13 protein-coding genes are annotated in these 14,370 nt (G+C 58.4%); 4 read left to right on the forward strand and 9 right to left on the reverse strand.

What is annotated here, in order from left to right; all coding sequences use genetic code 11:
* Nucleotides 1-410: 410 nt before the first annotated feature.
* The 7 genes from AB8B20_RS02700 to AB8B20_RS02730 form a co-directional block, all read right to left on the reverse strand.
* Nucleotides 411-2,240 (reverse strand): TniQ family protein, encoded by a 1,830-nt coding sequence (locus tag AB8B20_RS02700; protein ID WP_439071592.1) that lies wholly within the window; start codon nt 2,238-2,240, stop codon nt 411-413.
* Nucleotides 2,240-3,451 (reverse strand): ATP-binding protein, encoded by a 1,212-nt coding sequence (locus AB8B20_RS02705; protein WP_439071593.1) that lies wholly within the window; start codon nt 3,449-3,451, stop codon nt 2,240-2,242. Before AB8B20_RS02705 ends, AB8B20_RS02700 begins: the two co-directional genes overlap by 1 nt.
* Complete coding sequence (locus AB8B20_RS02710) at nt 3,408-5,534, reverse strand: Mu transposase C-terminal domain-containing protein (RefSeq protein ID WP_439071594.1); 2,127 nt, start codon at nt 5,532-5,534, stop codon at nt 3,408-3,410. The genes AB8B20_RS02705 and AB8B20_RS02710 overlap by 44 nt, the downstream gene beginning before the upstream one ends.
* Before the next feature lie 114 nt (nt 5,535-5,648).
* A complete protein-coding gene (locus tag AB8B20_RS02715) occupies nt 5,649-6,251 on the reverse strand; it encodes a hypothetical protein (RefSeq protein ID WP_439071595.1) in 603 nt (200 codons plus the stop codon).
* 517 nt (nt 6,252-6,768) lie between these two features.
* Entirely contained in the window at nt 6,769-8,751 is a 1,983-nt protein-coding gene (locus AB8B20_RS02720) for an AAA family ATPase (RefSeq protein ID WP_439071596.1), read from the reverse strand.
* A gap of 44 nt (nt 8,752-8,795) precedes the next feature.
* Nucleotides 8,796-9,134, reverse strand: coding sequence for a DUF6634 family protein (locus AB8B20_RS02725; protein ID WP_439071597.1), 339 nt, complete (start codon nt 9,132-9,134; stop codon nt 8,796-8,798).
* A 218-nt stretch (nt 9,135-9,352) separates the two neighbouring features.
* Nucleotides 9,353-9,802, reverse strand: coding sequence for a hypothetical protein (locus AB8B20_RS02730; protein ID WP_439071598.1), 450 nt, complete (start codon nt 9,800-9,802; stop codon nt 9,353-9,355).
* Between the two features lie 298 nt (nt 9,803-10,100).
* Between AB8B20_RS02730 and AB8B20_RS02735 the strand changes: the two genes are divergently transcribed.
* Nucleotides 10,101-10,307, forward strand: a complete 207-nt coding sequence (locus tag AB8B20_RS02735; protein ID WP_439073011.1) for a helix-turn-helix domain-containing protein — start codon at nt 10,101-10,103, stop codon at nt 10,305-10,307.
* Nucleotides 10,308-10,576: 269 nt separating this feature from the next.
* Here AB8B20_RS02735 and AB8B20_RS02740 read toward each other — a convergent pair whose 3' ends face one another.
* Both AB8B20_RS02740 and AB8B20_RS02745 read right to left on the reverse strand, forming a co-directional pair.
* A complete protein-coding gene (locus tag AB8B20_RS02740; RefSeq protein ID WP_439071599.1) occupies nt 10,577-11,341 on the reverse strand; it encodes a metallophosphoesterase family protein in 765 nt (254 codons plus the stop codon).
* Between the two features lie 353 nt (nt 11,342-11,694).
* On the reverse strand, nt 11,695-11,913 hold the full coding sequence (locus tag AB8B20_RS02745; protein WP_439071600.1) for a hypothetical protein: 219 nt from the start codon (nt 11,911-11,913) through the stop codon (nt 11,695-11,697).
* Between the two features lie 547 nt (nt 11,914-12,460).
* On the opposite strand from AB8B20_RS02745, the gene AB8B20_RS02750 reads away from it, so the two are divergent.
* From AB8B20_RS02750 to AB8B20_RS02760, 3 genes are all read left to right on the forward strand, one after another.
* Complete coding sequence (locus tag AB8B20_RS02750; protein WP_439071601.1) at nt 12,461-13,219, forward strand: alpha/beta hydrolase; 759 nt, start codon at nt 12,461-12,463, stop codon at nt 13,217-13,219.
* Between the two features lie 200 nt (nt 13,220-13,419).
* Complete coding sequence (locus AB8B20_RS02755; RefSeq protein ID WP_439071602.1) at nt 13,420-13,881, forward strand: helix-turn-helix domain-containing protein; 462 nt, start codon at nt 13,420-13,422, stop codon at nt 13,879-13,881.
* Nucleotides 13,882-14,016: 135 nt separating this feature from the next.
* A complete protein-coding gene (locus tag AB8B20_RS02760) occupies nt 14,017-14,367 on the forward strand; it encodes a winged helix-turn-helix domain-containing protein (protein WP_320446258.1) in 351 nt (116 codons plus the stop codon).
* The last annotated feature ends 3 nt before the right edge of the window (nt 14,368-14,370 follow it).

Raw genomic sequence — 14,370 nt, forward strand, 5'->3', positions numbered from 1 at the left:
TGCTGAGCCTCGGCGCGAGCGGCTGCTTTTGTTTGGAGCGTCAATGACGCATGGGCGATACTGGCAGCGTTCGCCTTACTGGGCGTTTTGATTGTGCCATTTGCGTGGAAGGCAGCCCTCGACGGGCAAGCAGAGGCACGGTGAATGCGATAGTCACAATCGGTGGCTTCCTCGGATCGCGGAGCAATCCAAGATCGGTTCACGCTGGTCCGCGCGAACAGCGCTAGTCTAGTGTGAGGGAACATCTAGGTCGTCCATTGCCAATTTAAAAAACCGCGGTTTTGCTGGTGTTTTCGACAATGCCGATTGACCAAAATGGCCATCAGGTACTGTCAGGTGTGGCCATCACCAAGGAATGAGGCCAAAAAAATGGCCCCCAAACTGGGAGCCTTTTTGCCGTTTCGGCTGCTTCAGACGAGATCGGCCCGGCGGTAGATCGTCGTCACGCGGTTTTCTTCGACTACCGGTAGGATGGTCCGTTCAGCGAACGCCTTTTTGAGTTCGGCGCTCTGACGGCCGGTCGAGCGGCTCAAGTTGTAAAGGGAGACATACTCTTCCTCAAAACGATCAACGTCCGATGGCTCAAAGAAGAGCCTGCGCTTGTGAGTGACCGGATGTTTCATCCAGGATCCCACGAGGAGATCCTGCCGGACCAAATGACGTACCGCGCGTTGGGAGAGTTTTAGTTTGGACGCGGTTGCGGACGTGTTCAGCAACCGTGGGTGCGATTGTTTCAAAACTCCTGCGACCTCCTCGGGATCCACGAGGAGCGAAGCGAACCCGCGAAAGTCCGGGCGGTATCGCACGCATTTCAGGCGGCGTTTGATGATCAAGGTTACGATGGCGTGGACGGACGATTTGACGCGGTTGGCGGCTTTATTCAGCGGCACGACACCGTTCGTGTCCGGGTCGATGGCGACGGCCTCGGAAAAGAGACCCGTGAGCAAATCGTCCAGGTCCGACACCAGAAAGCGATGCGCTTGAAGCCCCATACTCTGCTTGTGGCGACGGATGACATTGTAATCAATCAGGCCGTCCATCACCTTGGTGGACACATTCAAGTGCTGCTGGGCTTGTGCTTGCGTGACGCTTTCCATCTGCTGTCTGATCAGAGTCTCCGCTTCCAAGGCGTCCACCACCGCTTCGTGATCTTTCCAGCCGGGTCGGGGCAATAGGCCGCCCGCAGTGAGGATTCCCAGCACGCGTGAAGGCCGGATCTTGAACTGTTTCGCGGCCGTCAAAACCGAGTGGAATCGGCGCGCGTCGAGCGTGCGACCGAAAACGGTATCGCCGGAACCGAGAGGAAAGTGCGCAAGAACATGATCCGCAACGGTCTGGCGCACGGGAAGAAATGCCGGATCGTTCTCCAGGCGTTTCAAGCTTGAGTACATTCGACCGTAAACCATCACCGGGCCGATCTCCCAGACCCGAAGCCTCTTCGCTTCGCGCTTGTAGCTTCGTTGAAGGTCAAGAAGGAAAGGGAAAATGGTTTCCTGACCACCGTTTACGATCTCGAACCCGGCTCGTCCGACTTCATGAAGTTCGCTCTCGCTCAACCGATCGAGGTCAGTTTTGAGATCCGGCTTTGCAACGGCTCCGAAAATCCGAGCGGTGTGCTCCGCGGCGAAGAAATCGAGCTGGTCGAGCCAACTCCGCGTCGGCGTACCGTACAGCCGATTGAGAAGATAGATTTCGAATTTGGAGGGCGAGCGGGACACGGCGGTTGCCGCAAGAGCAGGCAGCCTTTGTACGATGGAGTCCGCAATGTCCGACCAGTTCCGTCTCATGCTGCCATTGTAACGATCGCCGATATTCTGCAGCACGATGTGGTGTTTGTCGCAGGTCTGGACGGAGGCGAGCATCCAGTGCATCCGGGGCCGCACTGCCGCAACCGCGGGCATGTCGGAAGTGTTGATGTCTTCATTGAAACACTCCGGGCAGCCGAAGAAGTGGCCGAGACGTAGCGTCTGCCGAGCCAGAACCTGGCCCTTCAGACGATAGCGATCGGTTTTCGTCCACCGGAGACGGTTCTCGTCCAGCGACCCAAGCGGCTCACCACTGACCTCTGCGAGTTGGGAGAGAGCTGCATCCGATCCGCTGACGAGATGGGGGAAGCGGAATCCCATGTCGAGAGCGAATTGGGATGCGGAGCGGAAATTGCGGAGCGCAAGCCGCGAGCAGTAATCGGTCGCGAGCTCGTCCGGCATCAGCGGAACGCGAAGTGTCAGTTTCGCGGGCATCAAGCGCCTCCCTTGCTTTTGGCCTTGGCATTGGGCTTCATCGTCTGCGTCGCGCCACTGAGATTGGGCTCGATGAAGATCTTCTCGCAGTCGATATCGAGCCAAGCCGGAGCGATAAACGGGTTACGATCCGCAGCAAATCCGCTCTTACGCGCAAAGACGGTCGCGAAGTCCTCGGGAACGAGATGGGCGCGACCTCCCTGCAAGGCATGTTCGATCGCAAGATGGGTCAGGACGATCGCGTATCCGTAGGCGTTGAACGCCGCGTGGGAGAGGCGCGCGATGAATTCGGCTTTGACGTCGCTGGGCTTGATGCCGTCGCGTTCACCAAGTTTGAACTCCAGGTTTGCGGCCTTGGCGTAGGTTTCGACCACGTGGACGATGTCGGCGTGGTTTTCGCGCTTGACCTTATCGAACGGAACGATTGCGAAGCGGCGAAGCAATTGCGTGTCGAACTGGAGAAACGGTCTCAGGGTTTCGACGCCAGAAAGAATGATCGTGATACGGTGGTCGTCCATCGCGTTTTTCAGCGTGTCGGCCATCTGCTGGAGTTCCTTGTCAGGCATGTTATGGACGACGTGCTGGATTTCGTCGAAATGCACGATGAACTTCTTCATGTTGTGCAGGCGTTCGAAAGCCATCTCCCACAGGCGATGGGCGGGGAGTTCGCGCTCGACCCCGTAGCCGGTAGCGCGAAGGAGTGCGCGGGCGAGCTGCATGGAGGTGCAGGGGCTCGGCACGGTGATGCTGATCAAGGGAGACCTGGACGCCGGATCGGCGTATCCGCGCAGGACCAAGTGCTTGTCGAAGTATCGTGCGAGGGACCGCGACTTCCCGACCCCTGTGGGTCCGATGAGCGCCAGTCCGCCGCCGATGCCGCGGTTTTCGAACGAGGGGGGAAGCGAGTTGTCCTTGCGCTTGACCGCCTCACGGATCAAGAGCTTCAGCGCCGCCGCCAATTTCGCATCACGCTTGGTCGGCAGAAATTTTGCGCGGATAGTTTCCATGATCGTGAAATCGGGCGCTCTGGACGCCTCCTCGTGGAGGAGTGCGACGGGATCGAGGGCGAGGTCGGCAAGGTCGTTCTGGTCATCGAAAGGCATGGTGGGTACTCCGGTTCTCGGGGCACCCGCCGCGCGACATGCGCGGCGGGTTGTTTGGGTGTGATCAGTCCTCGAGCTCGGGGCGGTCGGTGTCATCCGGTTCGTCACCGTCGGTGTCCTCCGGACCGTCACCGGAGACCGGAGGCAGCGAGGGCGCCTGGGGCAGCGGGGGCTGGCCGGTCGCGCCCGGGAAACCGGCGCCCAGGATGTCGTCCGGATGCTTGTCCTCGGCGACGTCGTCGCTCACGATGTCGAAGCCGAGCAACAGACCGTTCTTCTCCCAGTCGAGCTCCGCCGCGGTCGGGCGGGTGCCGGAGATGGCGGTGCGGCAGACGGCGTCCTCGGCGATGGCGGAGATCGCGCGGATGGCGTCATGGACGACATGTTCATAGATGCGCGCGCCTGCGGCATGGCGCCGCCGCAGGTCTGCGACTGCTGCCTTCCAGGTGTTCAAATCGACACCGCGAAGACACTTGCGAACGGCCGGAACAACGTTCCAGCGATCGTCGAACCAGGCGGAGATGTGTCCGATGTCGGTAGTATCTAAGCGGATGTCCAGTTCGGTGTCTCCGACCTGGCGGCGCCATTCCTGCATCTCGGCGGACTGGTAGAAGTTGTTGTCGACGCGAACACCGCGCGTATCGAGATCGCGCTTGAGCGGCACGCCGAAGATGTCGCGACGCTCGTGAACGTTCGGGCAGGGGGCGGTCCCGTAGAGGGCGGTGAGGCGATTCCAGGCGTTGTAGGGCGTTTCGCCGCCGAGCCCTTCATGCGGCGTGTGATGGTAAACGTCGACGATGAAACGCGTGAAGATCATCGGCAACTGCGTGGTGAGGATGGACGCGCGCTTGTCCGCTTCGTACTCGCCCTTTTCGATGATGTTGCTGAAGGACCGTCCAGTAAAGTGGGGCATCAGCATGGTGTGGAAGGTGCCGAAAGCGCGCTCGATATGCCCGCGCAAGTGCGACAGACCGGCGGGTGCATTTTCGTAGACCGACTTCAGACCGGCGATCGTGCCGCGGAATTGGCCATCGATGTGCGGCGATCCGGCATCGGGCGAATAGCAAGAACCGGGACCGCGCTGATGCCAGTCGGACTTGCATCCGGCGGACTTAGCGATGGCGCTCTTGTCGGACACGCTCATTGCCAAGGCGGCGATGGCATTCTGTGCATCCTCGGTCTTGGACATGCGGAACCCGAGGACGTTGCGCGTGGCGACGTCGAAGACCACGCAGGCCTTGATGCGTTCCTTCTTGAGCTTCTTGCGGTCCTCGGGCGTCAGTTGCTGATCGAGACCGAGATCGTTCATGATCGTGTGCAACGGGATGGTCACGGTGTCGATCTGAACGTGCTGGAGCGGACGGGTCACGTCGAGTCCGGTGCCGACCACGGTGAAGCGTGCGCGTGCGGCGTTGATGCCGTAGCGGCTCGCATGCACCTCGAACTGGTTGAGCTTGTTGACGCGGCGCTGAAGCGTTGCCTTTGCCGGGGGCGTCAGGGGGGCCAGGCCGTCGGCTTCACGCTGACGATTGATCTCGGCAAGTTCGGTGACCAGCTTGCCATGCAACATGCTGACGGTCGGCCGCTCTTCGTGGCAGTAAGCCACGGCATACTTGGTCAGGAGCTTGTGGACCTCCGCATCGATGTTCGACAACGGATTGCCGCAGAGACGATGCTTGGTGCGCAGGGCAACGACGTTGCGCGCTCCGTCCTCGTAGTTCTTGAGCCAGCGGCGGAAGGTGCGTGCCGAAGGAGGGCGCTTGTCCTTGATCCAGACATCACAACGCGTTCCGTCGGTGAGACGGTTCACTTCGATCCGGACGATCGCCTTCCTGATGGCGTCATCCGTGCGCTTCACGTCCTTGTTCGCGGATTCCATCTTCAGGAACTCCGAGACATAGTACTCGCGGTGCAGCAACAGGTTCTGCTCCTCGGTCTTGAGGTCGGCGAGGCTGTCCACGCCTGCCATGAGGCGAGCGCGGGCACGGCTTTCGTCGAACCACTTGCGGTCGATGCGCATTTCGCCGGCGTCGATGAGCTTGACGATCTCTTCATGGGTGAAGTGTTCGTGGAGATCGACGCTGTGACCGGTGCGGGCCAGCACGTATCCGACGGCGTCGCTCGAGACGACACGGCGCTCGGAGTTCTTGAGGGTGATGCGGTCGTTCTCGCCGATGTTGATTTTCGTCATGGCAGTTCTCCAAAAAGTGGGCATGAGGGGTCGTGGCGTCAGCAGGTGCTGCTGACGCTCGTTGGGGAGAGAGGAAGCTTGCGGTTGGTGCGCGTGCTCGGGGAGAGGCGGAAGTTACGTCCCGGCGACCGGGCGAATGAACGACTCGTAGGTGATGCGTTCCTTCGGGTTCACCGGCTCGAACACGCGATGCACGATGAGGCGAACGATGGAGCGAAAGCCCATGGCGCCGAGGCCGCTCGCCTCAACAAGGTCGGCGATGCGCACCGAAGCGGTGATTTCGGTGGCGAGCGCCGCGATCGCCTCGTCGTGCTCCTCGACGGGAAAGCGAAGGAAGTCGAACGCCTGCGTGGCGTTGTAACGCGCCGCGTAGGAGAAGTCGGCATCGGTCACCAGATGCACGGAAGGGGAGCCGGGCGGGGATTGCTCCGCGATCAGACGCAGGGTCGTCTTGATCCCGGAGCGTTCGACGCGCTTTGCGGGCTTCACCGCCACGTACATGCGGCTTCCGTCGTGATTGATCACGAGGAAATCGAACGTGTGGCGGCGAAGGGTTTCGCCATCCCAATACGTCACGGCGGCCGGCTGGTCTTCAACCGTTGCCGTCTGCATGCGCAGGGTGAGCATGAAGAATACCATGAGCTCAAGATGGCTCTCGAACACGATGACGCGGTTCTGGAAGACGGCGAAGCCACGGCAGGAGCCGCGCGACTTCAACGCAATCCTGCGCGAGGCGCGCGAAGGTTTGGGGGGCTTAGAATAGTTCATGATGACCTCCAGACGGATCTCAAGCGTTCCGGTTCCATGACCGGCTGCCTTGAGTGCTGATTTCGCTTCCGATCGGATGATCGAAAACGCCGTGAAGCCGCGGATTTGGCCGCGACGTCAGCGGGCTATGAGGTCGTAAAGTTGGGTGGTGTTGATCACGGCGATATCTCCTCGTCCGGGCGCAGGGAGCGCCGGATAGCATTCATTCGACAATGCTGGCGGCAAGCCGCCAGACCGTCAGGCCGATATGTTGAGGATCGCCGATTTGACGTGGAAAGAGCCACAGAGGGAGGCGCGAACGAATGCGTTGAACATATTGTGCCTCCTCTGGTCGTGATCACCGCAGTTGATGATCGGGTGCTGTTCCCTCGCGATGCGCGAAGTAGATGTTCGCACAGGCAAGTTCGTCGGTGGTGCTCAAATACGGCAGCAACGATTTTAGCGCAAGATCTCAGTAGACGGCGTGCTAATCCACTGGAGTCTGAGTTGCTCCTTCATTATCAAGGCGATCACAATTCGATGAAAAATTATTCGGATTAATTTCGCCGAGCATCTCGGAAACCTCCGCTGAAGTTAGGGTTTTTCGACGTGCAAGAGAGGTTTCGAGTAATTCGAGCGCGTGTTTGTTTTGACCAATGATCGTTCGCGCTCGATGTGCGCACGCCTTGAGCCTCGCGTGGACCTGGCAACGGAGGTGAGAATCGCGACGAACCTGTGCGAGGATTTTCGCTGGGTCGTCCGAAGTCAGGTAGACAAGACTTCCGCCCAGCCCAAGCGATGCGTCCATCCGTGCCGCCAGGATCGTAGCGAGGTGAATGTCTGAGTTTTCCTCCCCTCCGCCACCGTCTGCGTGGCCACCCAGAACGACGTCTTCAGCAGCGAGACCGGCGAGCAGCGTGGTGATTTCGGCGAGATAGCTTGCTCTTGAACGATCAAAGCCAGGTGTTCGGCGAAACGTCGTCTGTAATCCAGTGTTCTGTTGCGTGATCTCTTGCATCACCCGGATGTCGATCAGGGTGCTTCCAGTATCAGTGCTCAACAGGCTCCCGACTAACGCATGCCCGGCCTCGTGAACACACATGCGTCGAAGGGCTGCCTCGGAGAGACGAATGCGAGGAGGCAGGCCATGCAAGACATCGGCGATCGTCATTGGTCGGTGTGCATGTCGCGCGCGCCTGCGTGCATCACGGACAACCTGTTCGATCATTGCACCGGTTGCGCCCTCAAGTTGGGTTGCGATATCGGCAAGATCGACATCCGGCAAATCATGACCGAGGTGATAGCGCAGAATACTGAGACACGCCTGGCGATCCGGCAAAAGAATCCTGAGGTGCCTGTCGAGGCGCCCTGGTCTGAGAAGGGCCGGATCGACTTTTTCAGGGTAGTTTGTCGCCGCAACGACGACGACGCCTTCCCGCGCTTCCGCGCCGTCCAGACATTCCAACAGGGCGTTCACGACTTCCCGAGAGTATTTCTCATTTGGCCCGCGGAGATTTCGGCGATCTCCCACAGCATCGATCTCGTCGATGAACAGAATGCTTGGTGCAGATTTGACGGCTTCATTGAAGGCGGCGCGCATCGCTTTCAGCAGGTCGCCGAGATGACCCCGGGCTTGCCACCTCGCAAGGGAATGGACATGCACGGGAACGCCGCAGGTGTTGCCTAAGGCTCTTGCAAACATCGTTTTCCCAGTTCCGGATGCACCACTAACCAGTACTCCGCGATCGACGTCGGTCCACGGGATGCGCCGCTCGCGGTAGTCCAAGATGTCTCTTGCCAGCGATTTTCCCCAGTCCGCCACTTCGCCGAGTCCGGCCATATTCTCGAGGCGGGGATGGTTGGACGCGACGGTGATCGGCGGCTCCTTGCAGGCAGACAGGTATCTCTGGATCCGACCAGTGGCTTGTCGCAGAGTAATCCCTCGCTGCAAGCAGATGTTCAATACATCGATCGGGAGGGTGGCTGCCGCGGAGAGGATGCTGGTGGGCGGTCTGCTACGGAAGAGCGTTTGAAACGTTGCGGCCAGTGCCCGTTCATCGACCGGCTCGAGTATAACGATCCCGTCCGCGAGGTTCCGGAATGCGCTTGGCATATCTGTTCGGTCCAAAGCGAATCCGAATACGGTGTGTTTTTCCGATAGCGTTTGAACTGTATCGTTGGCGTCCGTGACCTTTCGTGCATTCTCCTTGCGCCACGCCATTACGTCGCATATCGCTTTTTTCTCGGTAGTTTCCCGCAAAAGTAATAGGCCTTCGTTGGCGAATACCTCGATATCTTCCGCGCGATGGACGACGAATCCGACGAATGCTGGCCTGCCGCGCAAGGCGTGATGAAGATCATGCCTGCGCAGCCCTCGAACGATGAGATTGCGTGCGATCAACGCGGCGGCATTCTGGGGGCGAATTTTGACCTGACGCCGCGACGGATCTGCGAACTTCTGACTGTTCATAGACAACTCCAAAACAACGGGGGAACGAATGAATGGGGCGACTGTCAGTGACGGTCCTCCGGCCCGAGGGCAGGCTCGCCCAAGGCATAGAACCGGGACAGCGTTCGCGCATATCCAAGCGTCGGCGCCAGCAGCCAAAGCTGCGAAGTGATGGTCGTTCGCCGGTCATGGATCCGCGGATGACCGTGGACGATACCCTTGAGACACGGTTCCGTGCGTACCGTCACCTCCCAGTTTTCCAGGACCGGTGCGTCGGCGAGTATTCGCCGACCTGGGTGTTGACCGGTGCGAACGCGCTCAAGATCGCGCAGTAAATCGCGCAAGAGATTTATTTCGACATCAAGTTGGGGACTAGGGGAACGATCTTTAATCAGACTAGCCATGACAGAGCTCCGCCTCTTGTGGTCCCGCATCGCTCGGTGACGAAGGACACTTTGTGAAATTCGATGGAGGGCAAGTCGGGGGAGGAAACTCCGCCGCGCTGGAATGGTCGAAACCAGTAGAGATTGCCTTCGATAATGGGCTGCGAAAGCCTTACCGGTCGATTGTCAATGGTTCTGAGAATCGATATCGGCAGCGCACTTGTCGGACGCGTTAGTCGTCAGAACCTTGCACCCAGCCAAAGCTCGCTGAGGCGACGACATGCCGGATCGATTTTTGATCGACGCCGCAAAGCCGACGAAATCAGTATGGGCGAGGTGGCGTCACCTTCTATTGCGCATGCAAGCACGGAAGAGAGCGCGAGATCAATTTCTGCGGCGCCGATGACGTGGCTATTGAGCAGCCTAATGCCAACGGCGATTGCGGACACCGCGTCCCCCGTGGCTGCCTCGATCCATTCTGGTTCGGCGATAATCGTTGTTCTGATCAGGCATCTTCTTAGCGGAGCAAGATCCTTGCGCGAGAATGAAAGCGGCCCGCGTGTGCGCCACCACCTGACAGGCGAATTCGCGGCTGCGTGCGGTGCGGTGATCGGTAGTCTTCCCTCCGGTCCGCCCGGTTGCCAGTGAATCCTTCCAATGGAGGCGGTCTTCAGCTTGATCGACAGCATGCGTTGTCCCTCACGAGATGTTCGGTAGGATTGAACGGATTTCAGGCGATGCGAAAACGATGGTTAGGATTCACGTTACGAATCCGGCTTTACGAGTCTGGCGGACAGGATTCGTCCGCCACTAAATCCTTGGCAAGGTTTTAACGTTACGATCAGTCGGGGTTGTTGAATGGAGCGTTCTTGTGCTGCGCGCACAAGCGTCAGTTAATCGCGCCTTAACTATATCACGGGCCGTCAAAGTTGTCATTTGTGGGATTCACTTATGGTTAATGCTGCGGCGATAGTGACGCCTGCGCAGATGAGGGCTGCCCGCGCTTGGCTCGGATGGAGCCAGGATGAGCTCTCCGCGCGAGCGGGGATATCGAAGCGTTCAATCGCTCGTTATGAACTGGGTAGATCGGTGCCTTATACAGACACGCTTGTCGCTCTTCAGCGAACATTCGAGTCGGCGGGTATCCGCTTCGAGTTTGTCGGCATGATCGGCAAGGGGATAAGCGGCCCTTGAGTGTACATGACGTCGCACTCAATGAATTCGACAATGATATTGGAATTCGATTGAGCAGTGCAGTGAGCTATCTGCGAAGTCAGTCGTAACCCGGCGCTATCGCTATGTAGAAAGCTGGAGGAAACTCCCTGTGGCGACACGCACGAGTAACGGAGACACACATTTGGGGCGGAGGCGGGAGGCGAAAACTTATCTTAGGCGGCGGCGCTCGGCGATTGATATGCCGACTTTTCTGACACCCAGCAATCTTGTCCGTGGGGTGTGAACCGTCAATGCATCTCCTTACCGCGGTCTAAACGCAGCGGCTCCACCGCCTGGACAGAACCATCGCAATTCGTCGCGTAGAATTCGACCGCGTCCGTTTCGGGATCGATGATGGCCATCGAAAGCACACCGGAATGATAAGCACCCGTGTCCAATGATATACGGTTTTCGGTGACGACGGGTCGTGGTGGCTCAAGCATCGTATGGCCGTGGACGATGATGTGTGAGAGCGGCCCCACGTAATCGAGAAATTTCTCTCTGATCCACATCATATCTTTCTCGCTCTGCTCCCCGATGGCGATGTGCGGATCAATACCGGCATGTACGAACGCATATCGTCCCACGATCTCAATCAGCGACGCTCGCCTCATCAGATTTACATGATCCGCGTGGCGAACTGCGACATCGGCAATCTCTTCCGCGGTATGGGGATCGTCGTATCCGATAAAAGAACGGAGGGTATTATAACCTCCGTTGCGTATGAACCTGTTTTTCAAATGCTCGTCGCCGGGGTTGTCGAGCACCTCGAGAAACATCTGCTCGTGATTTCCGCAAAAAAGGCGGCTGCCCGGCCATCGTTGGATACAGTCTTGAACGATGATCATCGCCGCGAGCGGGTGGTGTCCCCGATCCACAATATCACCGAGGAAGAAGATCATCGGAATTCGACGATTACGTTCTGCATGATCGCCGATGAAGTCGACCAAGCGAGCGAGGAGATCGGAGCAACCATGAACGTCCCCGATCGCGTAGATTGTCGAATTGTTCACAGCATTCCCTCATCGCGGCAAAAGGGAAGGCAGCACGTCGCGACGTCTTCGCAGTTTGGCAATCGCCAGAGACCACCATTTTCTGAAGAACGGTCTTGCAAATTCCGTGGCATTTGATCTGTTGGCCGTAGGCCGAGCAACGATCCCCTTGTCCAGCTCCTCGGTGCAAGGAGATTCAGACGCCCTGGCCACAGCGCCACGCACAGCGAACCAGTGCAATCGCTTCATCACCGAGACACCCATCACACTCTCAAGCTGGATATCACCTTGACTGGGCAGGTCAAAGAATCCGGCCTCTCCAGAGGATTTCCCCGCACGACGCGCGCACGCGGTGACGTGCCATGAGCAAGAGCTCAGTCCTTCAAGATATAGTGCTCCGAGAGCAGGATGCTTGCGGCGATGACGTCGTTCCTGAAGTCGGGATGGTCATCGTGGCGAGCAGACATGGCGCGCCAGGTATCGTTCAACGCGAATATCTTGATTTGCTCGGACCTTTGGTCGCCTGGCGGCATACCAAGCCATTCCGACACCAGAAGCCGCAGCTCACGAGCTGTCTTTTGCTGTGTTGCCATCGCTTACGTCCAGTTTCCCGCATGCCGCGCGAGGTCTTATCGATGATGAACGTTCAGCCAAATTTCGATGGCTTGCATGGCCCGCGTCCACGGGATGGAGCTCTGGGGCAGAATGCTATCGTGCCGATGTTTGGCGAGCTCCCGGATTGCGGTCAAAGCGGCTCGTTCGACCTCGGCCATGCGATCAGACGTGTTTGCAGTGGATTGTTCCTTCGTCACGCCTTCCATCAGTGCCCGCGCTTCCTGCGGGGGTCACGCTGGCGTTCCACCAAACTGAGATCGAGAAATGGTGGCCGATGCTCAGGGCGGCCGGTATCAAGCCTGAATGATGCATAGGCCATCCGGCTCCTTCAGAAGGATGCGAATGCAGATTTTCCAACTTACCGCTTCGGTGCGAAGGAAGTGAGCATCTGATCGTTTTAATGTGTCTTAACACCTCCGGATGGCAAAGGTCGGGTACACTCTTCTCGGCATGGACCTCAGACGCGTCTTCGATGGCGTCTTCCATGTGATTGCCGCAACTCATTTTATCAGACTGGAGACGCCAATGATTTTCCGAATGATGGCCCTGGCGCTGTTGTGGTCTGCCGTCCTGTCCGCGAACACGGTTGCCGCGCCGCAAGGAAATTCAGTCAATAACATCGTTCTCGTTCATGGTGCCTTCGTGGATGGATCGGGATGGCGAGCGGTAGCCGACATTCTCCGAAAAGATGGTTTCATGGTCAGTGTGGTTCAGCAGCCCATGACCTCTCTCGAGGAAGACGTCGTTGCGACGACGCGAATCTTGGATCGGCAATCTGGCCCGACTGTGCTGGTTGGGCACAGCTATGGTGGCGTCGTCATCACGGAGGCCGGAAAGCATGCAAACGTGGTTAGCCTGGTCTATGTTGCGGCCTACGCTCCTGACGACGGCGAGCATGTGAGGTCACTGCGCAGCACCAAACCGCCACTCGCGAGCAGCACTGCTCCGACGGTCGATGGCTACCTGCTGATCGACCGTAAAAGCTTCCATGCGGACTTTGCCGCGGATATTCCAGCAGCCGATGCGCAATTCATGGCGCTTGCCCAAATGCCGACCAATGCGAAGGCCTTCGCCACGCCGGTCACTTTAGCCGCCTGGAAGACCAAGCCGTCCTATGGAATCGTTGCGACACAGGATCGTATGATCAACCCGGATCTCAAGCGAACAATGTATGCGCGGGCGAAGGCCAAGGTGACCGAAGTCAAGGCGAGTCACGCGGTTCTGATTTCTCAGCCGCGCGCGGTGGCGCTTGTGATCAAGCAAGCCGCTCGAGAGGCAAAATAGCATCTGCGCGGCTTGGGCAGGCGGCCCTGTCCGCACAGGGGGAGTCGGCGCTGGGTCAGCAGCGTCGTGCGGCCTTATATCATTTAACTACACTCAGTTCCCAACACGTGGAAGGTTTACCGCCATAACGGCTATGTAGAGCATCGTCGCAGGGGTTGGTGACCGTGAAATCTTGGTCTGAATGTCGGCAAGAGATGGTCATGCCTGATCAGAGACGATCAGGTAGCCGTGATGGATCTTGGACCGTGATTCCGGACCAGAAACAGGCGTCCCAATCACGACTTGTCGTGAAGACGTCGCTCTCTCTCAGGCGGTCCCCAGTCGAACCAAGACTCGATGCCGTGCAAAAATATGTGGCAGGAAACCTTCATCGCCAGTTGTCCGTGTTGCAAATGGCTCAAATCGCGGGCTTGGGCAAAGGCCATTTCTCGCGCGTGTTCAGAAACAGAACCGGCAATACACCGCACGCCTACCTAGTCGCGTGCCGGCTGAAGCGCGCAGTGGATCTCTTGAGATCGCCGGATATGAAACTGACCGATATCGCGTTGGAATGTGGATTTTCGGATCAGGCCCACTTCTGCCGTTTGTTTCGTAGGTCGACGGGATGGACGCCCACCGGATGGCGTCGCCATTTTGGACAGGTCAATAGCGGGGTAAATTGAGCCGTGTCGCTCGGCCAGACTGTTGATGTAAGCCGATAAGTGGCACCGTAGCCCTTACACTTGCAATTTTGGCACATGGCCGAAAGGAGTTCGTTTCGACCACCGGTGCCAGGGGGGGCATCTCGGGTGAGGGGTATGGCTGCGACACCGCGCACGATTTACCGGTTTGGCGATATCCTGTTCATTCCGGACCGGCAACTGCTCCAGTATCAAGGCATGAACATCGAGCTCGGCTCACGGTCTCTGGACCTGCTGCAACTCCTTGTCTCGCGCGCAGGAGAGGTTGTGAGCAAGGTTGAATTGATTTCCTTCGTCTGGCCGGACAGTCGAATGAACGCCAGCAATCTCAAGGTGGCCGTTTCGGCCTTGCGCCGTGCGCTTCCGCCAATGCAGTCGGGCTTGCCCTATATCGCGACGGTCCACGGCAGAGGGTATCGCTTCGTCGCGCCGGTTGATGTGACGGTCGAGATCATCCGCGAGGGGTAGATC

It is taken from the genome of Tardiphaga sp. 866_E4_N1_4, from assembly GCF_052076075.1.
GTDB classification, from domain to species: domain Bacteria; phylum Pseudomonadota; class Alphaproteobacteria; order Rhizobiales; family Xanthobacteraceae; genus Tardiphaga; species Tardiphaga robiniae.

Coding starts and splice junctions, on each gene's coding strand:
- AB8B20_RS02750 (WP_439071601.1), top strand. CDS start 12,461: ATGATTTTCCGAATGATGGCCCTGGCGCTGTTGTGGTCTGCCGTCCTG.
- AB8B20_RS02745 (WP_439071600.1), bottom strand. CDS start 11,913: ATGGCAACACAGCAAAAGACAGCTCGTGAGCTGCGGCTTCTGGTGTCG.
- AB8B20_RS02720 (WP_439071596.1), bottom strand. CDS start 8,751: ATGAACAGTCAGAAGTTCGCAGATCCGTCGCGGCGTCAGGTCAAAATT.
- AB8B20_RS02760 (WP_320446258.1), top strand. CDS start 14,017: ATGGCTGCGACACCGCGCACGATTTACCGGTTTGGCGATATCCTGTTC.
- AB8B20_RS02725 (WP_439071597.1), bottom strand. CDS start 9,134: ATGGCTAGTCTGATTAAAGATCGTTCCCCTAGTCCCCAACTTGATGTC.
- AB8B20_RS02710 (WP_439071594.1), bottom strand. CDS start 5,534: ATGACGAAAATCAACATCGGCGAGAACGACCGCATCACCCTCAAGAAC.
- AB8B20_RS02700 (WP_439071592.1), bottom strand. CDS start 2,240: ATGCCCGCGAAACTGACACTTCGCGTTCCGCTGATGCCGGACGAGCTC.
- AB8B20_RS02755 (WP_439071602.1), top strand. CDS start 13,420: ATGCCTGATCAGAGACGATCAGGTAGCCGTGATGGATCTTGGACCGTG.
- AB8B20_RS02730 (WP_439071598.1), bottom strand. CDS start 9,802: ATGCTGTCGATCAAGCTGAAGACCGCCTCCATTGGAAGGATTCACTGG.
- AB8B20_RS02735 (WP_439073011.1), top strand. CDS start 10,101: ATGAGGGCTGCCCGCGCTTGGCTCGGATGGAGCCAGGATGAGCTCTCC.